Annotated in this window: 14 protein-coding genes and 1 pseudogene; 5 read left to right on the forward strand and 10 right to left on the reverse strand. The window is 70.8% G+C overall.

Annotated elements, in window-relative coordinates; translation table 11 throughout:
* Nucleotides 1–904: 904 nt before the first annotated feature.
* The gene (locus ACIQRL_RS40550) at nt 905–1,300 is read right to left on the reverse strand and encodes a hypothetical protein (RefSeq protein ID WP_401341325.1); all 396 of its coding nucleotides are present in this window, start codon (nt 1,298–1,300) and stop codon (nt 905–907) included.
* Nucleotides 1,301–1,947: 647 nt separating this feature from the next.
* On the opposite strand from ACIQRL_RS40550, the gene ACIQRL_RS40555 reads away from it, so the two are divergent.
* Together ACIQRL_RS40555 and ACIQRL_RS40560 are read left to right on the forward strand one after the other, a co-directional pair.
* Nucleotides 1,948–2,109 (forward strand): hypothetical protein, encoded by a 162-nt coding sequence (locus ACIQRL_RS40555; RefSeq protein WP_401341327.1) that lies wholly within the window; start codon nt 1,948–1,950, stop codon nt 2,107–2,109.
* Between the two features lie 82 nt (nt 2,110–2,191).
* On the forward strand, nt 2,192–2,578 hold the full coding sequence (locus ACIQRL_RS40560) for a hypothetical protein (RefSeq protein ID WP_401341329.1): 387 nt from the start codon (nt 2,192–2,194) through the stop codon (nt 2,576–2,578).
* A 94-nt stretch (nt 2,579–2,672) separates the two neighbouring features.
* On the opposite strand, the gene ACIQRL_RS40565 is transcribed toward ACIQRL_RS40560, so the two are convergent.
* The 4 genes from ACIQRL_RS40565 to ACIQRL_RS40580 all read right to left on the reverse strand — a co-directional run bounded on the left by ACIQRL_RS40565 (nt 2,673) and on the right by ACIQRL_RS40580 (nt 7,269).
* Nucleotides 2,673–3,098 carry a hypothetical protein gene (locus ACIQRL_RS40565; RefSeq protein WP_401341331.1) on the reverse strand — a complete coding sequence of 142 codons (426 nt, stop codon included), beginning with the start codon at nt 3,096–3,098 and terminating at the stop codon, nt 2,673–2,675.
* A gap of 627 nt (nt 3,099–3,725) precedes the next feature.
* A complete protein-coding gene (locus ACIQRL_RS40570; protein WP_401341333.1) occupies nt 3,726–4,157 on the reverse strand; it encodes a DUF5958 family protein in 432 nt (143 codons plus the stop codon).
* 139 nt (nt 4,158–4,296) lie between these two features.
* Nucleotides 4,297–4,668: a hypothetical protein gene (locus tag ACIQRL_RS40575; protein WP_401341336.1), complete on the reverse strand. Its 372-nt coding sequence runs from the start codon at nt 4,666–4,668 to the stop codon at nt 4,297–4,299.
* A gap of 156 nt (nt 4,669–4,824) precedes the next feature.
* The gene (locus tag ACIQRL_RS40580) at nt 4,825–7,269 is read right to left on the reverse strand and encodes a Helicase associated domain protein (RefSeq protein WP_401341338.1); all 2,445 of its coding nucleotides are present in this window, start codon (nt 7,267–7,269) and stop codon (nt 4,825–4,827) included.
* Nucleotides 7,270–7,458: 189 nt separating this feature from the next.
* On the opposite strand from ACIQRL_RS40580, the gene tap reads away from it, so the two are divergent.
* Complete coding sequence (tap, locus tag ACIQRL_RS40585; RefSeq protein WP_401341340.1) at nt 7,459–9,678, forward strand: telomere-associated protein Tap; 2,220 nt, start codon at nt 7,459–7,461, stop codon at nt 9,676–9,678.
* Nucleotides 9,679–9,689: 11 nt separating this feature from the next.
* A complete protein-coding gene (gene tpg / locus ACIQRL_RS40590) occupies nt 9,690–10,247 on the forward strand; it encodes a telomere-protecting terminal protein Tpg (protein WP_401341342.1) in 558 nt (185 codons plus the stop codon).
* Here tpg and ACIQRL_RS40595 read toward each other — a convergent pair.
* From ACIQRL_RS40595 to ACIQRL_RS40605, 3 genes and pseudogenes are all read right to left on the reverse strand, one after another.
* Nucleotides 10,231–11,058, reverse strand: a complete 828-nt coding sequence (locus ACIQRL_RS40595) for an AAA family ATPase (RefSeq protein WP_401341344.1) — start codon at nt 11,056–11,058, stop codon at nt 10,231–10,233. The two genes, tpg and ACIQRL_RS40595, sit on opposite strands and share 17 nt — an antisense overlap.
* Nucleotides 11,055–12,646: pseudogene (locus tag ACIQRL_RS40600) on the reverse strand (Mu transposase C-terminal domain-containing protein). The gene ACIQRL_RS40595 and the pseudogene ACIQRL_RS40600 overlap by 4 nt, the downstream one beginning before the upstream one ends.
* 157 nt (nt 12,647–12,803) lie before the next feature.
* The gene (locus tag ACIQRL_RS40605) at nt 12,804–14,153 is read right to left on the reverse strand and encodes an AAA family ATPase (RefSeq protein ID WP_401341347.1); all 1,350 of its coding nucleotides are present in this window, start codon (nt 14,151–14,153) and stop codon (nt 12,804–12,806) included.
* A gap of 615 nt (nt 14,154–14,768) precedes the next feature.
* Here ACIQRL_RS40605 and ACIQRL_RS40610 point away from each other — a divergent pair.
* Nucleotides 14,769–15,380, forward strand: a complete 612-nt coding sequence (locus ACIQRL_RS40610) for a LuxR C-terminal-related transcriptional regulator (protein WP_401341354.1) — start codon at nt 14,769–14,771, stop codon at nt 15,378–15,380.
* Here the strand turns inward: ACIQRL_RS40610 and ACIQRL_RS40615 are convergent.
* Together ACIQRL_RS40615 and ACIQRL_RS40620 are read right to left on the reverse strand one after the other, a co-directional pair.
* Nucleotides 15,355–17,451, reverse strand: a complete 2,097-nt coding sequence (locus ACIQRL_RS40615; RefSeq protein ID WP_401341350.1) for an ATP-binding cassette domain-containing protein — start codon at nt 17,449–17,451, stop codon at nt 15,355–15,357. The two genes, ACIQRL_RS40610 and ACIQRL_RS40615, sit on opposite strands and share 26 nt — an antisense overlap.
* Nucleotides 17,451–19,307, reverse strand: coding sequence for an ABC transporter ATP-binding protein (locus tag ACIQRL_RS40620; RefSeq protein ID WP_401341352.1), 1,857 nt, complete (start codon nt 19,305–19,307; stop codon nt 17,451–17,453). The genes ACIQRL_RS40615 and ACIQRL_RS40620 overlap by 1 nt, the downstream gene beginning before the upstream one ends.
* Between the last annotated feature and the right edge of the window lie 262 nt (nt 19,308–19,569).

Below are 19,569 nucleotides of genomic sequence, written 5' to 3' on the forward strand. Positions count from 1 at the left end.
CCCGCGGAGCGGGTAAGAACCTGCTTCGCAGGTTCCAAGGGAACTCCCGCGCTGTGCGCGGGAGTTGGAGCGGAACCCCCCGCTGCGCGGGGGGTGACGAAGCGGAACTCCTCGCGGTGCGAGGAGTTGGGCTCTGCGCTGCGCTCCGAGCCGTGTTTCCTTCCGTCAAAAGTTTCGGTGAATCCGGAGGTTGGGCTGGTGGCCCTTCCGGCTCTCCGCTTACGCTCCGAGCTGGCGGCTCCTCGTCGCTGCGCTCCTTGAGGAGTCTGAGGGTCCGTCCGCTGCGCTCCCGCACCCTGGCCCGCGTTCGCGGGCGGCTGGCTACAAGGGGTGGCGTCGGGGTGGGTGATGGGCTGTTTCCTTCGCCTCAGAACTTTTGATGAATCCGGGTTCGAGGTGGGTGCCTTGGGTTGAGGTTGGATGCTCTGTGATGTGTCTCGATGAGGTGGGAGCGCGGAGGAACTCAACGACTGTGTAGCGCGGGCTGTGTGACATCACCTCAGCAGGTCATAGGCGAACCGGGTGTGTCGGGCTGTCACCCGGTGACTGCGAGGCGCTGACACTGGGCGGGGTGTGGGTCCGGGCACGCTCGCGCTGGTGGCCCTCTGCGGGGGCCGAGGCCGGTCGGGACTGCCGCTGTGCAGGGGTGCGGGCGCGGCTTGATGGGGCTGCAAGGCTGCCGTGCGTCGGCGGGTCGCCCGGTCCGGGGACCGGGCGACCGCTGCTGCTTGTCAGATGGTGATGGTGGCCATGGCGCAGCTGAAGTCGTGGATGCGGGTGTAGCGGTCGTAGTCCGGTTCACCTGTGACGAGGGCGGCCCTGCTGGCGGCTTTCACCCAAGGTCTCGGAGCCGACCTCTCAACGTCGTTGACCGCAGGCCGGCGTGCCCCCTGGCACCGGCTTGTTACGGGTGTAGGAGAGCAGCGAATTCATGCAGGCAGGCGCCCAGGTACTCGTCGCTCTGCTTATCGTCGTAGAAGCGAACGAGTCCCACTCCCGACTCGGCCACCCGGCACACCCAGATCGGTGAGTTGTCGCGGATTGAGACGTCATGGCCTTGCATGTGATTCCGAAACATCGCTTGGGCGTCTGCTCTCCCGGCCTCGGCGGGAGTCAAGGAATCCGACCCACTGTCACCGATGGCGATCCCCATGCAGAACGAGGCGACGACCAAGGCGATCGCGGTTCCCAGGAGTACGACCGGCCGTTGCCACCAGGGCATCGTCATCCTGGCGAGGATGGCCTGGTATTCCGGGTGCGTCTCGTACTCGTCCCGCCATCCCTCCGGAGCCTGATCCACGGCACGCCCTCCAGTCCTGACCGGCAGCTCGGTCGCGCACGGAGAGTCAGGGGGCACAGAATATGCATGAGACATACTCAAGATCTACACGCGGGCGGCAATCGTGATCTGGAGTGGCACCGGCGCGCGGAGAGCTGCTCTGAAGCCGTCGACGCAGTCCCCGCACGCGAACCAGACGGCTGCCAGGGGACGGCGGCGGTAGCCCGGAGCGTTGGCTGCCGTCGGCCGTGTGGACCGGGGCCGCTCGTCCAAGCGGCCCTCACCGGGGGTACCCTTCCCGTCCGTTCGCAGGCTCGTGGAGGATCCCCGTGCACACCGCCGTTTGGCTCCTTAAGAGCACGCTGGGCTTTGGCGGCTTTCTGGTGTCCGCATGGGAGACGGACCGCCAGGCTTCCGGACCGGGCTGGCGAAAGCCGCGGGTCTTCGCCGCGGCGGCGGCCCTGGTGCTCGCCGGGGCCCTTCCGATCTAGCTCGACCTCAGGCTGGCGGACACAGGTGGCAAGCGTCCCCACCTGCACGTATTCGATCGCTCCCAGCGGCAGTACAGTCGGCGCACTACAAGGAGCAGAGGAGCCCCGGTGCGCACAAGAGACAGCAACGCTGATGGCCGCGGCCAGTGAGCCGTGGCCATCAGGTGGATACAGGCCGTGCTGTTCGGAGTCGTTGTCCTGGCGGCCGGATTCCGTATCTGGGAGCGGGACCACGGCGGCGCTTCAAGCTTGATCGTGTTCGGACTGATGGCCGCATCGGCACTGTCCATCGGCGTGCTGGAACGCTATCGGACAAACACCGCCAAACAGTCTCGGTGACTCACCTCCCAGCCGGAGCAGGCCGCCGCTGGGTCACTGGCAGACGACGAGTCGGCAGCGGCTGGACGAGCTGTGCGCCGAGGTGGAGCGGATCGCTGACCTGCTGGAAACCCGCCCGGAGGCGGCGGGCGAGGCGATCAAGGCCTTCAACGCCATGACCGGGCACGACTACGTGGCCCTCGACTTCGCCGAGTACTGGGGCAGCAGGAGCCTGGAGGAGTTCGCGACGGAGGCGGCCCGGCCGGTATACCCCAGGGTCGCGGACGTCACCCGGGACGAGCTGGTGGAGATCGTCCGCAGACTGCTGACGGTCTCTCCGGAGAGCGACTACTACCTGCAGCTCCTGGAAGCGAACGTGCCGCATCCCGGCGTGAGTGACCTGATCTTCCATCCCTCGGACGACCTTCAGGACGCGTCTGCGGAACAGATCGTCGATGCGGCTCTGAAGTACCGGCCGATCGCGCTCTGAGCCCGGCGCCGAAGTCAACCGGCCGTGGCCTGTTGTTCGGCGCGGGCGCGGGTGGTGGGCGGCGAGGGGACACACGTGGCAGCGTCCAGGCAACTCAGCGCACCGTGGCGGCGTCTCGCGGGACGAACCGCGTGTCAGGGTGGGCGGGGTCAGGGCGAGGCGCGCCCGGCGGCAGCACGGAAGCCAGCGTCTCGAAGACCCGCTCCATCACCTGGTCCGTGTACCCGTCCATCGTGGCCGATGCCTGGAGCAGCACACCCCCCGCCCGCAGCGGGAGCACTCGGTGGAATGCACCCGAGTCCTCCAGCGCCGCGGCGCCGCCCAGCCGTGCCACAAGTTCCGCCGGACAGACCGTCACCCAGGCGTAGCCGCGCAGGAACTGCCGGCCTTCGCGCAGGGACGTGCGCCGCTTGCGGCGCAGCACGGTATCGAGGTTGGTGTGTTCGTCGAAGTCGTCCCATTCGATGTGGCCGTAGAGGGGGCTGCTCCCATCCAGCGCGGCGTACAGGAAGTCCACCACCGCGGTGCAGGATGCGACGTCATCTGGGGAGTTGACACTGGTCAAAGCAACCGTCACTCAGGACGTGATAGGAACTCGCCCGTCCCAGCACCTCCGGCTCCCCGCTCTCCGTGAGAAACACGAGCTGGGCCCCCCAAGGGAACGCGGCAAGCTCCTCCTCGAACCGCGGCCACGCCTTCCCGATACGGGGAAAGCGGCGCACCAGGTCGTCGATGTCCGGGACGATCTGCGCTTCGGAGACGACCCCTCCCCCGCTCCCGGCCTCCGCCCCCACCAAGCCGCGGTACAGCCCGGTGCGGGCGGCACGAAACCACCGGACCAGCGATGCCCCAGGACCGTCCGGCACAGCCGCGTCGAACGAGGCTTCAACGCATACGTTCATCCCAGCGCACCCTACTGGTGCCCGGCAATAGGAAATCCTGCGACGATCACCACATTTCGAAGCGATCACTGAACTCGCACTTCAGAAGCCTCTCTGGCTCCTGAACCTCTGCCGAAACCCCAGCTCAGGTCGACACGTCACAACAACCAGAAATCCTGCAATGAGCACTAGACCAACAGCTCAACGCATCGATCATGCAGTGATCCTTAGCGGATTTGTCACAGCCAGCGCCGGAATGGCCGATGCTACGGCTGCTCGGTCGCCGCTGGCAGGTTGTGCCATGCATGTCCGCAGTCGCCTTTGCAGTACATCTTGCGGCGGCGAGTGTCAGCAACGGCGAACACGGACACAAGGACGCGGAACGCCTTGACGTGTTCAGCAGGAGGCAGGCCCGCGAACCCGTAGCGGGGCGGGTCCATACAGATCATCACCGAGGGGTTGGCCGTGGGCTTCACACCGGACCGCGCCACCCCCACACGGCCGTCCGCAGCAGTAATGTGCGCCTGCATCGCATAGCCGGCGACTTCCTGCAGAACCTCCTGCTGGCATGTCGGGGCAAGGCCGGAGAACCAGCCCGCACCAGCATCCAACGTACGGAGCCCTTGGGCGATTTCGTTGACGACCCGCTCGGTTTCGCGCCGGAAGGTGCTGCCGTCGTCGCCGCTCGGTTCGGTCATCGCTGGATGATTTCACGGCCCCGGTTCCGGGCGAAGGCCTGGTACCGATCTTGCGGTCAGCTTCACCGCGTACCTGTACAGCCATCGAGGACGAAGCCGGCGTCGGCTGATCGGGCACCCAACGATCGCGCTCTGACGATCAGCAGGGCTGAGGCTCAACCGCCGCCCTGACTGAGCGCTGCCGGAGCTGGGCAGCGATGAGTTCCATCTCGTCCAGCGTTCCCACCAGCCCGGTCGATTTCAACTCATCTGCCAGGGCCTTTGCTTGCGTGAGAGTCAGGCCATGCACCTCGCGAAGAGCACGCAGGACGGCCACCGGGCTGGTCTCGGGCTCAATCAGGCGGAGCCGGGCAGGCCCGTGTTCGGACAGGAGTGCCTGGCGGATCTCCTCCGGAGTCTCGCTGCCGCTGTCCTGCTCGCACCACGCGACGGTGCATGACTGGCAGGCACCTTCAGTTCCCCACCACAGGCGTCCGCGGTCGATGAACTGACCGATATCGCGTGTAAGCACACCCCCCGCAGGCATCGCGTTGCGATCTTCACGCCCTGGGTGATCACCTTGCTCCTCGTCGCCCGTCCCTGCCCCGAATGGTGCTGCAACAGCTTGCGCTCGTCGACCGCCTATCCTCGCCGATCGCCCTCGGTCCCGCCGGGCGTTCCGGAGGGCTTACGCCACGGCGGCCGGGACGGCGCCCTCGGTCGTCCAGTCGCCGTCGAAAAGCGTGGCAACCAGGCGGGCGTGAGCGTCGGGGAGCAGGCCGTCGCGGTGTTTGGTACGGGCTTTGGCGAGCCAGGCGCCGAGCCGGACGGTGTCGCCGTCGACGACGATCTCCTCCCGGGAGGCGGGGGCGCGGCCTTCGCGGTGAAGGAAGAGTTCCAGGAGCTGAACGGTCTCCTCGAAGCTGCGGCGGGTACGGCGGGCGGGGGCGAGCGGATTGGTGTCGGGGGTGAGGCCGAGCACGGTCATCATCTGCTGCTGGCCGGGGGTGAGCGTGGCCCAGGTGGTGAGCTGACGCTGCAGCCAGGAGCCGATCTTCACCCCGGCCAGGACCGTGTCCGGGGTGAGGGTGGCCGGGTCGGCGCCGGTGGCGAGGTGGGCGCGCAGCAGGTGGTATTTGCGGTGCCAGTCCGCGCCGTGCGGGAGACGCCAGTCGGGGGCGAGGGAGGTCAGATCCTGCGCGCGGGCCGCGTCGAGCCGGTCGTGGGCGGCGAGGTGGCGTTGTTCGGCGAGCCAGGCGCCGACGGGGGTGGTGGCGGGGGCGGCGAGGTGGCCGTGGGCGTGCAGGTAGTCGGCGGCGGCGGTGATTCGGGCGCGCCAGGCGGCGTGGTGCTTGTCCCAGATCATGCCGAGCGCGTCGAGTTCGGCGATCCATTCGGCTTCGAGGCGGCCGGCTGTCCGGGCGTCGCGCATGGTGGTGACGAAGGTGCCGAGGGTGTAGCCGGTGGGGTCGGTGTAGTCGGCGGGGACGTCGAGGTGGCCCATCTCGGCGCGGTAGTTCTGGGCGGCCGCGAGCCCGAGGCGGCGGGAGCGGGAGACGGGCTGGTCGCGGGGGTCGAAGGAGACCAGGTCCATCGCCTGGGCGATGCGCTCGGGGTGGACGGTGAAGTCGAAGCTCCAGCGGCGCGCGATGACCTGGCTGGTCTCGCGGGGCAGCCGGTTGGCCTTGTCGGGAAGGCGTTCCATGATGCGGTGGTCGTGGCCGGCCAGCGCGGTGGCGATCGCCCACACCGGTTCGTAGGCGGTGCCCAGGATGTTCTCGCTGTCGGCGCCGGGCGGGATGTAGACGGGGACGATCAGGGAAGCGGTCTTGCCGGAGACGTCCAGGCGCAGCGCGCGGCCCAGGGCCTGGGCGCAGCGGACGACGCTGCGGGTGGGGTCGGCGAAGACGATCGCGTCGACGCTGGGGATGTCGACGCCTTCGGCGATCAGGCGGGAGTTGGCCAGGATCGCGCAGTCGGCGGCCGCGAAGGCGGTGAAGGTGTCGCCGCGTTCGGCGGGGGTGTTCTCGCCGTGCGCGAAGAACATCTGCGGGGTGATGTCGGGGACCAAGTCGGGGTCGGTTCGGGCCAGCAGGCGCAGGGTGTGCGGGAGTTCGCGGGCGAAGCGGCGGGCGTCGGCGACCAGGTTGAAGTAGACCAGCACCTTCTTCAGGCCGTGCTCGGTCATGGCGCGCAGGACGGACAGGTGCAGGGCGGTGGTGCGCAGCGCACCGTCGTCCCCCTCCTCCCCCGCTGTGTCCGGGGCCCTGCCCGCGGTGCCTGGGGCGGGCTTGTTCAGGCGGCGGCGCAGGTCGGCGTCGGTCAGCGTGGGCACCACGATGCGGTAGTCCGCGGCGCGGCCGTCCTCGACCGCCTGCGCGAGGGGGTATTCGAAGATTTTTTTGCCGTAGACCTGCTCGTTTTCCATCGAGTTGGCGGACACGTCGACGTCGGGAGCGGGGGCGGGGGCGCGGCGGCGCGGGCGGGTGACGTCGGCGGACTCCGCCAGCTCCGGGGCGGCGAAGGTGCGGGGGGTGGCGGTCATGTAGAGGCGGCGGTCCGCATGGATGCGCTTCGCGTCGTTGACGATGGCCCACTTCTTGTCCGCGCGGCCCGCGATGCGGTGGGCCTCGTCCATGACCGCGAGGTCGAACGCCGGAACCGCATACCGGGTCTTGCGGGTCTTCTCGATCTTGTCCAGGGAGTCGTAGGTGCAGATCACCGTCAGCGCGGGGATCTGGTCCTCCTCGTCGCCGACCACGGACATCAGCGCGGCCAGGGTGCGCGGGTCGGTGGCCGACATGATCTGAGCGGCGACCAGGTCGCTACGGCCCTCCACGTCCATGGAGGAGACGATCACCATGTGCTCGAGGTGACCGTCGCGGCGCCACGCCAGCGCCGTCTGCGCGGCCAGGTCCAGGGTGGGCACGACGAACAGGACGAGCCGCGCGTCGAGTTCGTCCGCCAGCCGGATCGACACCAGCGTCTTGCCGGTGCCCGTCGCCGACACGTACAGGGCCCGCGTCCCGGGCCGCCGCAGATGACGCGCCAGCCGTGAGACGGCCTCGGCCTGGTCGGCGAACAGCCGCTTCTTCTGCGAATGGTCAGAGGCGGAGACGACGGCCACGGTCATGCGGGCTTCCTCAATCCGAGAACAGGGCGGCGGCCGGACGACCGCCACGGTCGGGGAGGTCGGCGAGACCCCATGGAGGCCCACCAATCGAGCACCCTACCAGCCCGCACATCATTCGTACGTGAAAAGTACGGTCTTCGTACGCTCAACGTACGGTTGATGGGGTAGGGTTGGTAATGGAGGTGTCCCATGTCCGAGCTCTTCGACGCGGTCGACGCGCTGATCGCGTCCCGGTCCCCGCTGCCGCCGCCGGCCGAACGCAGGCGTCTGCGGCAGGCGCACGCCCTGACCCTGGACGAGGTGGCCGCGGCCCTCGACGTCCGGCGCGCGACGATCGGCGGCTGGGAGTCGGGCAAGGCCGAGCCAAGGCCTCCGCAGCGGGAGGCGTACGCGCGCCTGCTCGCCCAACTCGCCCTCCTCTACCCGGCCATGGAGACCGCCGCTCCCACGGCAGCCCCGCAGCCCGAGGCCGCCGTACCGGAGGCGTCCGGTGCGGCGGGACCGCGGCCCGCGAAGGCGGCAAGCACGCCCGCCCCCGCTCCCTCCCCCGTTCCGGTGTCCGAGTCCGGTGCAACCGCCCAGGCGCCACATTCGACGCCTGCTGCCGCGCCGTCCCGTCCGTCCTCGCGTCGTCCGGGTGTGCCGAAGGCCGCTGTCCGCACGCACGATGCCGGGCCCGCGCACGGTCCGCTGCTCGTCCTGGACGCCGACACGGACGGACAGGTGACCGGCTACGGTGTCGGCGGCCTGCTCCTGGACGTCCCTGCCACGTCGCTGCCCGCACTAGTGGAGTGGGCGCTGAGCGATGCGCAGTTGGGGGCGGAGCGGCTGCACGGTTCGGGGAAGGATGCCGACCTGCTGCTGGTCCTCACTCCGGCGGCGTGTGAGCGCTACGGTCTGCCCGCCCAGCTGCCGGAGGCGGCGAGGCTGGCCGGGCGGCTTCCGGAGGGGCACAAGGTGCTGGGCCAGCTCGAGCGTGCCGAGTGGCAGCTCACCAAGCGGGGATTCGGGCCGTGGGCGCGGATCTACCGTCCCGCGCAGGGGGGCCGCCGCAGTTGCGTGCAGTTGTGCATCCCTTCCTGGCACGCCCTGGACGACCGTGCCTGGGGCCATGCCGCACGGCTGGATCCGGCGGAGCTCGCCCGGGTGCTGGGCGTGTACGCGCAGCGGGTCGTGACGCCGGTGGGAACCACGGCGGTGACGGGGCTTCACCTGATGACGGCGCTCAACCCGCCGACGCGTGCGAGCGAGCCGGACCAGGACGGCAAGCGGCACCGCGAGCTGCGGCCCGGATCGCTGGGAACCGAAGCTTTGGATCCGGCGCCGTGCGAGGCGATCGACGGTCACCCCGTCCTGGCGCACCTGCCCCGCTTCCACATGCGCGGCCCCGACGAGAAGCTGATGGAGGAGGCCTTTGACTGGGCGCGGGAGATGACGGACGCCGAGTGCATGCAGCGCCACCTGGTGGGCATCGACGTGAACCTGGCGTTCGGCGCGGCCGCCAACGGCGCGGTCGTGGGCCTGTCCACTCCCCCGGTGCACGTCGTGCGTCCGGCGTTCGATGCGGCGGTGCCCGGCTCCTGGCTGGTCGACCTCTCCCACGTCGACCCGTCCCGGGTGAAGATCGGCAAGCAGTGGCGCGACCTGGAGGGCGACCTGCTGCCCAGCGCGTTCACGCCGACCGGGGAACGCCCCACCGGTCCGGCCTGGTACGCCACCCCGACCGTCGCCTACGCCGTCGAACTCGGCTACCAGGTTGCTCCGCTGGAGGGCTGGCTGCGCCGTGACAGCGGCCGGTACCTGGACGGCTGGTACAAGCGACTGCGCGACGCCTACGTCGCCACCATGGCCGATCTGGGCGTGGGCGAGAAACTGGGCCCGCGCGAGTTCCTCGAGGCGATGGACGGCTACAAGCAGCGCGATCCGGAACTGGCGATCGTCCTGGACGCCGTCAAAATGACCCTCAAGGGCGGCATCGGCAAATTGCAGGAGAAGGCACGCGGCGGGGGCTGGAAGCCGGGCAGCCCCTGGCCCGCACTCGCCCGCCCGACCTGGCGCCCCGACATCCGCGCCGCCGTCATCTCCCGCGCCCGCATCAACATGCACCGCAAGATGCTCAACCTCGCCGCGGCCACCGGCCGCTACCCCATCGCGGTCCTCTCGGACTGCGCCGTGTACGCCGCCGACGGACCCAGCCCGCTGGACGTCCTGCCCTACGGCATTGACGGCAAGACCGTGGCGGGCAGCTTCCGGCTCGGTGTGTCGCCGGGGATGGTCAAGCACGAGGGCACCCAGAGCGTGCTGTGGGGGGCGGAGAAGTCCGAGGAGCTCGGCGGGGACGGCCACGTCGCCAACCTCGCCCGCTACATCAAGACCGGCCGGGCCGACGGCCCGGACACCGGGAAATAGAGGGGGACAGCGTGGTCACGGTCGCGGAAGAGCTCGAGCGGGCGGTCCAGGGCGCCTTCACACGGCCGCTGCCCAAGTCCGCCGGGGCGCAGATGCGTTACCTGGTCCGACAGCACCAGCGCAGCACCCGGCAGGTGGCCGAACTCCTCGGCATCAGCCAGCGCACCGTGGAGCGGTATGTGAACAACCAGATCAAAAGGCCGCGCCCGCAGCTCGCCGACCGGCTGGGGGCCGAGGTCCTCGCCCGCTGGCAGCCGCAGATCCGCGCCAGGGCGAAGCAGGCCGCCGCCACCAGCGGCGGCATCATGATCGACGTCCAGGGCCGGTTCGGCTACTCCGCCCCCGCCGGCAGCACCGACCAGTCCCGCGTCCGCCACCTCACCCTCCCCTTGCCGCCCCACCACGCCGCCCGCCTCTTCCAGGCCCAGCAGGACGGCGTCGACGAGGACGACCTCCGCCAGATCGCCGCCGAAGCCCTCGGCGAGGTCTACTTCCGCGACCGCGGCCGCCGCGCCCACGGCCTCGAAGTCCACCTCAAAGACCTCGTCGACCTCAAGTTCGAGCTGTAGGCAAGGCAGCCCGGCGGCTCCTGCCGCCCCGGGTGTGGCCGCTGTGCGTGTGGAGCCGGTGCGGGTCAGGCAAGGCGGTGAAGACCCAGCGCAGCACGTCCCGGTCCACCGCGGGGCGTTCTGTGCGGGCCAGTGCGGTGCGGACGTGGGCGGTGATCTGGGCCCAGGCGCGGAAGTTGCCGTGTGCGGCGTGGCGGTCGGCGAAGGCAATGTCGTCCGGGTCGGCGTCGGCCCAGACCGGGTGGAACAAGGGGATGGTTTCGAGGACCTCGCCAGGGGTGAGGCGGGTGAAGTGCTGCCAGATGAAGATGCGCGAGGAGAGCATCGGTTCGCGGCGCAGGACGGTGTGGCAGCCTTCCCCGCCGACGAAGATGATCGCGAGCTGGGTGGCGGGTTCGTCCCACAGGTAGCGGAAGTACTCGAAGGCCTCGCCGTTGAGCCATTGCGCCTCGTCGACGAGGAGGGTGCGGGGGCGTTCGGCCAGCGCGGTCTTGAGCAGGCGGTCGAACTCGCTGGGGTGGCGTGGTGGTTCGCCGGGCAGGTCGAGCGCAGTGAACAGTTCGTGGCGCACCGCGCGGGCGGTGGGCCGGGCCCGGAAGGTGATCTTGCGGACGTCCTCGTCCGGTTCGAGTTCGCGCAGGCAGATGTTGACGGCGAGGGTCTTGCCGAAGCCGGCGCCGCCGTGGATGCACGTCATGGCTCGGGCGGCGACCGTGTCGGTGATGTTCTCCCGGGCGGTGAGCAGTGCGCGGGTGGTGACCACGCCCGCGTCGGGCAGGTCGACGTACTGGTAGGTGGCAGCCCGGGTCATGAGGCGTCTCCGTCCTGGTCAGGGACTGCTGCGGATGCAGGAGGGACATCGGGAGGGGACTCGGCCCCGGGCGACAGACAAGCCGGCGGGCCGGGTGCGAGCCGGACGGCGAGGGAGGGCGGGGTGCGCCAGCCGGGCGGAGGCGCGGCCGGGGCGATGAGGTCCGCCAGCGCCAGAGCGGACAGGTCGGTGCCGGTGGCGTGGGCGAGTTCGGCCTCGGCCTGGTTGCTGGTCAGCGTGTCGAGCCGCCGCGGTGCTTCCGGCAAGGTCACGGCGGCGTAGCGCTCGCGCTGGGAGGCTTCCAGGTCCCTGCGCAGACGTTGGGTGCGGGCGGCCCGCTCCCGGCGTACGGCGCTTCTTTGTTCCTCGCTCGCCTGGTCGGCCAGGTCCGCGGGCCCCAGGTGGCGGCCGGTGGCCACGTCGTAGACCTCGATGCGGTGGTCGTGGTGGGGCATGAAGCGGATGCGGACCTGGGACCCGGCCCGGCCGGTCATCCACGCTCCCACGTAGTCGCGGTTCTTGAAGCGGACTCCGCGGGTGGTCAGCGTGCGGGTGCCGGCGTCCTCCAGAGTGAAGGTCCACAGATCCTTCTCCGGCACGTCCCGCAGCGGGGTGGGATCGTCCTGCCACGCCTGCAGCGGGGTCTTCCCGCCCAGCGGGGCCGGCCGGTGGCCAGTGTTCCACCAGAAGATCCAGGACAGCAGAGCGGCGGTGAAGTCCTCGAAGCCGAGCAGGACTTCGTCCCTGGGCCGTGAGGGGCGTCTGCCGGGGCGCGGCTGGCGGGTGTAGCCGGGCAGGGCCGCCAGGAACATGCTCTCCACCGCACGGTTGAGGCCTTCCACGGTGCCCTTGAGGTGGGGGGTGTAGGCGGGCAGGGCCTCCACCCTCACGCCCAGGGCGTCGAACGCGGCGGTCACGGTCTTGGACAGGAAGTCTTTTCCCCGGTCGATCCGTACCTTCTCCGGCCGGCCGCCGAAGGGCCCGTAGGGGTCCTGGCGCAGGACCGCGGAGCGCAGTGCGGACAGCACCGACTCCCGTGAGGGATACACCGGGGTGACCGCGACGCCGGTGATCGCGTTCGTCGCGCAGTCGATGAACCAGGTGATCCAGGGCTTGCGGGCGGTGCCGTTGACGTCCACCAGCAGCGGGGCCTGCGTGTGGTCGGTCTCCCATGCCTGATTGCGCCACAGGCGGGGCCGGGCCAGGAACACATCGTGCTTGCCGCCCGCTCCCCGCCCACGAGTCCGGCCCTCTCGCCGTGCGTCAGATCACGGCGGATCGCCCGGTGCAGCGTCGTCAGCGACGGGACGGCCGCGGGCGGAGACTGGCCGGCGGCGCGCACGGCCAGGTCGCGGTGAACGGCCCGCACGTTCCCTTTCCACAACGCCAGCAGGGCACGGACCTCGGCTGTGATGGTGAACCTCGCGCAGGTGCGGGCACCGGGGGCAGCGGCTGCGGCCTTGTCGCTCGGGGCGGCGGCCAGCCACCGCCACACCGTCCGCTCCGACACCCCCAGCGCGTCCGCAGCCACCTGCACGTGCCCTGTCGTCAGGTTTCCCTGCGCCCGCAGGGCGAGCATCCGCCGCACCGCCGGGCCGCGCAGCGCCGTCCTGGACGCCGCGGGCAGCCCGCCGTCCGCGCGGACGGCGTCACCGTCCTCCATACCCGGCCCCCCCGCACGAAGGTGAGTGCCGGGCTCCAAGAGCAGCCGGCCGTCTTGCAGATCTCTTGCAGCAGTTCCTGGTTCACAGCGGCGGTGCGACCCTCCTGAACAGTCGCTCCAGCACCGCCCGGTCGATGGACGCGTCCGCCGTGGCGAGCAGTGCGTTCTGCAGATGCGCGGTCAAAGCGGCCCACGTACGGAACGTGCCGTGCGCGCACGCCTGATCGATCCACTCCAGCTCAGCCGGCGGGACGGTGCGCCACAGCGGATGAAATCCGCGCACCACACCCGCCACCTCAGCGGCGGCCAGCCGCGGAACCTCCTGCCACGCGCCGACCCGCGACGCCAGCTGCGGCAGCCTGGGCAACGTCCGCTCGCTGCCCGCCCCGCACAGCACCAGCGTGACCCGCGTGCCGGGGTGGTCCCACAGGCTCTGCAGGTACTCCAGGCACGGCACCGGCAGACGCTGCGCCTCGTCGATCACCAGCACCCGTGCCTCGCCCAGAGCACCCGCGATCGCGGCGTCGGCCGACACCGACGTGTGCGGGAAGCGGCCCGGCAGCGCCAGCGCGTCGAACAACGCCCGCCGCATGCCGGTCACCGACGGACGCACCGGCACCGCAACCCACGTCACCTTCCAGCCCGCCGGCACGTCGTGGAGCGCCAGCCGCACGGCGGCGGTCTTGCCCCGGCCCGGGTCGCCGAAGACACACGCCGCACCCAGTACCGCCATCGCCTGCCCGACCGCCTCGCCCACCGCCCGCGTCCGCACCAGACACGCCCCCGCGGGCAAACCCACACCGGCCACGGGGCCACCCTCCCCCGACACCGTGCTCCCGACCACCGGCACAGGGTCAGGGTGAGGCTGTCGCGGCCCAGCCGTTGGCGCCGTGCCGCTCTGCCCCAGCCCGGCCAGGGCAAGGTCTGCCAGCGCCCGCCGCGCGTACTGCTCCTCCTGCGCCTGCCGCACCACAGCACGCTCCGGCAGGGCCCTGCCGGCTTCCAGGTCCCGGCTCACCGCCCGGTAAACCGTCGCCTGCGAGGGCACCTCTTCCCCGGCACCCTTCAGATGCCGGTACAGGGCCGCCACGTTCCCGCCCGCCTGCGCCAGCACCTCCCACTCCTGATCGGACAGCTGCAGCCGGGCCCGCGCCCTGCGCTCCGTGCGGCCCTCCGTCCGCGCCGCCTCCAGCCACCGCCACACCGTCCGCACATTGACCCCGGCAACCTGGGCACTCGCCCGCACGTGCGCCGCGGTCAACGTCCCGGACGCCTCGAGTTCCAGCAGCCGCGCGACCAGCACCGGCCTGGAAACGCTCAACCCCGCCGCAACCTCACCCCACACACCCGGCTCCCCCACCGAACACCCCTTTGCCGCGGACACCACCCCCACGGTGGCGCCCCACACCCACCAAACGATCAGAAGCACCATTCCCATGACAGTGGAACGCCGCAGGGTGTACCGCCCCTCTGACAGTCACCCCCGCCGCAGATACCACCCCCTGGCAGTGAGCCACTCCCCAGCCAAGCCGCTATCTGCACAGAAGGACCCACTTGACACACCGTCACTGACATCAGTCAGCGGACACCGAATTGGCACATCGCAAGAACGCTGCCAAAAGCCGAGCCCAACAAGCCCTGCCGCTTTGACCACTCGGCCTCCGCCCGGCAGAGCACGCGAACCTCGGCCGAGTGCCGAAGCCCTCATCCTCCGTCGGTCGGCGTGGACGCCGAACCTGCATGGATCACGCCTTTCTTGGCCGCCTGCCCTGGCGGACAACACGACCGTCACGGTCCGCCCGCGGCCGACGGACGGTCGCTGCCGCGGACAGCGCCGCCCCGCCATGAGGGCGTATGCGTCCGGACGCGATCAACGGGCGACTGTCCGGCTGATATCCGGAAGGATCAGGGCGCGCGACACGGCATGGAAGTGAGCCACCGTCGAGAACCATTCGGGGTTCCGTCCCGGCCTCTCGGGAAGCCGGAGGGACGACAAGACGGATGCCTGGTGTGTGCATGCCGGGTGAAGGATCGAGAGGTGCCAACCATGACCGCGGTGCTCGTACTGCACAGCGTCAGCCTGATGCGCTCCGCGCTGACGGCACTCCTTCAGACTGAACCCACGTTCGACGTGGATGCGGCGGGCTGGATATCCGCCCGTGAGAACGCAAGCGCGCTGCACCCCGATGTGTGCCTGGTCGACCTCGACTGTCCCGGCGCGACCTCCTTATTAGAGGGCGGCGCCGGGAACACGGCCGAGCGGGTACCGGTGCCGCGCGCCGGGCTCGTCGTCCTGGCGTCGGCTGGACGACCCGGAGCGCTGCGCAGAGCGTTCGATGCCCAAGCACTGGGATTCGTGGACAAACACAGCTCCGCACAACGGTTGATCAAGGGCATCACGGAAGTGGCCGCGGGTCAGCGGTTCGTGGACGCGTCACTGGCTTGTGGGTTCCTCGAAGCCTCCCAAATGCCGCTGACCAGACGGGAACTGAGCGTGCTGGCGCGGGCCGCCGAAGGTGAGACGGTGGCGGAGATCGCCCGTCGACTCCATCTGACCAGCGGAACGGTACGGAACTACATGGCCGCGGCGACCCGCAAGGTCGGCGCCCGCAACCGCATCGACGCCATCCGCATCACGCAGGGCGCCGGCTGGGTCTGACGTCGCGGTCACAGGCCGGGCCGACCGCTGTGACCGCACCCTTCGACGCCGTGGGGTCCTCATCACGAAGCCTGGGCAGGGGTGCCCTCACACCGCGGCCCTCCCACTCCTCCGTGCGCGCGGCGCTCCGATGCGCTTGTCGATCACGCTCCTGCCCAGCGGATTCGGAGTGGTGGTACCAACGGCCAACCAGGTCGCGGTAGAGCTCCGACTCGGCCAGAAGGGCGTCGTGCGGTGCACAAAGGGCTCGGTCGCCGTCCAGGACCAGGACTCGGTCGGCCCGCAGAGCGGAGCTGATTCGGTGGGCGACGAGCACGAGAGTGCCGGGGCGCGCGGCGAGGACACGCTCGGTCCGCTCCTCGGTCTCCGGGTCGAGGTGACAGGTGGCCTCGTCCAGCAACAGCAGAGGGGCCGGGGACACATAGGCGCGCCCGAGGGCCAGTTGCTGGCACTCCCCCAACGAGAGGCGACGCGGGTCGACCCTCCCGTGCAGGCCGCCGAGCCGCCGCATCAGGTCTTCCAAACGGAGCAGGCGCGTGGCGCGTTCGAGGTCGGCACGGGAGGCGTCGGGCCGAAAGTACGCGAGGTTCTCACCAACCGTCCCGCTGAAGACGTACGCCCGCTGCGGCAGGAGTGCTCGGCGCAGCTGCGGATACGCCGGTCCGTCGGGACCTGCCGCGGCTCCCGCCACCCGCACCGAACCGGCATCCGGCGTGAGCATCCCGGCGAGCAGAGATGTGAGGGTGGACTTGCCGATGCCGCTCGGCCCTACGACCACGAGGTGCTCGCCGTCCTCAAGGGTCAGGTCCAGCTCCCGCAGCACAGGGCGAGCTCCAGTGCCGTACGCGAAGGTCACGCCTCGAAGCTCGGCCGCGGGTATCCGTCCGGAGCGGCCTGACCTCGCGGGCCGCGCAGGTCGGGGGTCGTCGGCAGGTATCCGTCCGGACGTATGCGCAGGAGATTCGACCAGAGGCTGGGCAGTCGGGATTGCCGGGGCAGGGTAGTCGGGTTGGCCGGTGAACCGCTCCAGCACGACCAGGAGGCGGGTGCCGGCCGTTCCGGCGGCGGTCATCAGGGCGTGCAGAGCGGGCAGGAGTGCCTGGACCAGGTAGGTCAGCGCTCCCAGCAGGGCGCCCGCGGTCAGTCCGCCCTTGAGGAGAAGGGGGGTCGCGGCGAGAAGTGCCACCAGGGGAAGTCGGCCGGCGACGCCGAGCGCGAACGATCGTACGGCCGCCCAGCGGGCCAGCCTCCGCGACAGCCGTGCCTCGACGGCGATCAGTCTGCCGACCTCGGCAGCGATCCGGGTTCTGGCTCCGCACGCCGCTACGTCGCGCAGGCCGGCGGCCACCTGCCCGGACAGCGCGGACAATGCCTCGTCGGCGTCCAAATAGGCACGCTGTGCCGCCGCCATGGAAGGAAAGGTGGACAGGAAGAGGATGAGTCCGACCAGCAGCGGCGGCAGTACGACGATCAGCAGCGCCGGGTCGAGCGAGGCCATGCCGAGCAGCGCGCCTGCCGTGGTGAAGACGAACGAGCGGGCGGTCAGGACCAGGCCGGCGAAGCTGTCGCGGGCGATCTCGGTCTGATGCGTGAGTCGGGACACGGCCGCGGTCGGGTCGGCTCGTGCCGGCTCGGCGAGCGCGGCGCGGAGCGCCTGGTCCACCGCCCGGCGCATCAGACCGTCGCGGAACGGTTCGACCAGGTCGGCCAGTCCTCTGAAGACCTGGCGGACGGCAAAGCCGCCGAGCAACGTGGCGCCGGCCGCGACGCAGAGCCAGAGCAGGCCGGTGCTGGTACGGCCGGCGAGGAAGCCGTCATCGAGCGAGCGGGCGACGCCGTAGCCGCCGAGGAATGTCTGGCCGCTCTCCAGGAGGGACCAGCCGGACAGTGCGATCAGGACAGGTCGGTGTCGGCGCAGGAACCGTCGACCGTCTGGCAACACCCCTCTCAGGGAGCCACGTTCATCGTTCCTGATCGATCTCGGGTCATCCGGGGCTCGCCGTGTCGAAGGTCCGGCCTTGTGCCAGGGCGAGGAGCCGTCGGTGGCTGCGGCGGGGCGGGCGTCGTTCATCAGGCCTTCTCCCCCGCTGCCTGGTGTCCGGAGGTGGCACCGGGCGAACCGATGTCGGGGGCCGTTCGAGAGTTGCTTGGACGGTCGGGTCCGGCGTCCGTGGCGGTGAAGACGGCGCGGTAGTCCGGCATCCGCCACAGCACGTCGTGCGGGCCCACCCCGCGGATGCGGCCCTTCTCCAGCCAGAGGACCAGATCGGCGCCGGCCGCGGTCGACAGTCGATGGGCGACCAGCAGCCGGGTGCCGGCACGGACGTCATGGGCGAGCGCGCGCTCCACCTCCCGCTGGGTGACGGTGTCCAGGCCGGACATCGCGTCGTCCAGCACGAGCAGTCGTCCGGCGTGCGCGAACGCCCGGGCCAGCCCCAGGCGCTGGCGCTCACCTCCGGACAACGGTGCGTACGTGAGCGGGGTGTCGTATCCCTGCGGAAGACGCGTCACGAAGGTGTCCGCTCCAGCTGCACGGGCGGCGGCGCGTACGGCCGCGGGGGGCGGTGCGACGGCGCCGAACGCGATGGCGTCGGCGACCGTGGTTCCGAAGAGGGCGGGCTGTGCGAAGGCGTGAACCACCTCCGTGCGCAGGTCCTCTTCGGTGAGCCGGTCAAGCGGGACGCCGTCCAGACGCACGCAGCCCTCCTCGGGGTCGGTCAGTCGGCCCGCCACCGCGGCGAGGGCGGACTTGCCCGAACCGGAGCGGCCCACGACGGCCACCGTGGTCCCGCCGGGCACGGTGACGGTGACGTCGTGGAGGACGTGGGCGCCATCGCGCACGACACCGACACCGCGCAGCTCCAACGTCCCCGGTCCGCCTGCCGGCAGGGCCGACGGACCGTGCGCGACCGGGGACAGGAGTGCCGGTTCGACCGTGCGTCGAGCGGCCGCCCTTCCCTTCACGAGGGAACCGACCACCCCGGCCACTGCCCCGGCGCCCGCTGCCAGCGCCGCGTACCGGGAGGCGGCGACCAGGTCACCGACGCTCAGGTGTCCGGCGGCGAGCCGCAGGCCTCCCACACCGAGAACGAGACAGACGAGCAGCGGCATCAGCACTGCGCTGTGCGCGACGGCACGCCCGTAGACCCGCCACATGGCACGGCCTTCGATGCCGAGGCGTGGCAGGTCCGCGAGCACGCGGCGTCGTTCCCGGCGTGCGGTGCCTGCGGCGACGACGGTCTGGGCTCCGCCCAGCACCTCGGCGAGCCGATCGGCGATCTCCGCCTGGACCCGCTGATACCGGCCGACCGCCACGGACGAGGAGCGGGCGAACGTCCGAAGGAGCAGCACCAGCAAAGGGACCCCCAGCAGAAAGGCCGCGGCGGTCCACACGTCGATGACGGCCAGCGCGACAAGGGCACCGAGGGGCGGGAGCAGAGCCGCCAACACTCCCGCCGAAGCGGCCGGAACGGTGCCCGCCTCGGTGGCGTTGGCGGTGAGCCGGGTGGCCAGATCCCCGGGCGCGAAGGAGGCGGTGGCGCGGTCCGGGTCCGCGCGCAGGAGCCGGTCGAGTGTCCGGGTACGCAGCCAGGCGGTGGAGCGGGCGTTGACGGTTCCGACGAGCAGGGCGTCCGCGGAGTCGAGCAAGATCTCCGCAACGACGAGCGCGGCGCACGCGAGGGTCCATGGGGTGGCGCCCGGCGACTGGGAGAGGAGCAGGTCCAGAGCGTGCCCGAGGACCGCGGGTTCAGCCAGCGAGACGAGCACGGAGGTGACGGAGCAGAAGAGGATCGCGAGGCTGTGTCCGCTGCTGTGCCGGAGTGCCTGGCGCAGTACGCCGTCACTGACGGCACGGACTTCCGAGTCTTCCTCGGCGTCGCTCCCGGCGACGGACAAAGTGACCGGGAGGTCCGGGCCGGATGTCATGGCGGAGGTCTCCTCCCCGGGAACGGCTGAAATGCGTGGTGTGGAGGGCCGGCGTCGCACTCCGGTCGATGAGCTGTCTTCGTCGGGCTAACACCTCGGCGTGAGCGTCGTCGGGCCGGTGACCGGCGCCGGGGCCCGCCCCCGGGCCCCCCCCCCCCCCCGCCCGGGGGGGGGGGGGGGGGGGGGGCCCCCCCCCCCCGGGGGGCCCCCGCCCCCCCCCCCCCCCGCGGGGCCGGGGGGGCCCCCCCCCGGGGCCCCAACC

Source organism: Streptomyces sp. NPDC091209 (assembly GCF_044757755.1).
Taxonomy (GTDB): Bacteria; Actinomycetota; Actinomycetes; order Streptomycetales; family Streptomycetaceae; genus Streptomyces.

Bases quoted from the DNA above. Each gene is read 5' to 3' on its own strand.
- ACIQRL_RS40580 (WP_401341338.1), bottom strand. From the start codon at position 7,269: ATGACCGTGGCCGTCGTCTCCGCCTCTGACCATTCGCAGAAGAAGCGG.
- ACIQRL_RS40595 (WP_401341344.1), bottom strand. From the start codon at position 11,058: ATGACCCGGGCTGCCACCTACCAGTACGTCGACCTGCCCGACGCGGGC.
- tap (WP_401341340.1), top strand. From the start codon at position 7,459: ATGTCCGAGCTCTTCGACGCGGTCGACGCGCTGATCGCGTCCCGGTCC.
- ACIQRL_RS40615 (WP_401341350.1), bottom strand. From the start codon at position 17,451: ATGAACGACGCCCGCCCCGCCGCAGCCACCGACGGCTCCTCGCCCTGG.
- ACIQRL_RS40610 (WP_401341354.1), top strand. From the start codon at position 14,769: ATGACCGCGGTGCTCGTACTGCACAGCGTCAGCCTGATGCGCTCCGCG.
- ACIQRL_RS40605 (WP_401341347.1), bottom strand. From the start codon at position 14,153: ATGGTGCTTCTGATCGTTTGGTGGGTGTGGGGCGCCACCGTGGGGGTG.
- ACIQRL_RS40570 (WP_401341333.1), bottom strand. From the start codon at position 4,157: ATGACCGAACCGAGCGGCGACGACGGCAGCACCTTCCGGCGCGAAACC.
- ACIQRL_RS40620 (WP_401341352.1), bottom strand. From the start codon at position 19,307: ATGACATCCGGCCCGGACCTCCCGGTCACTTTGTCCGTCGCCGGGAGC.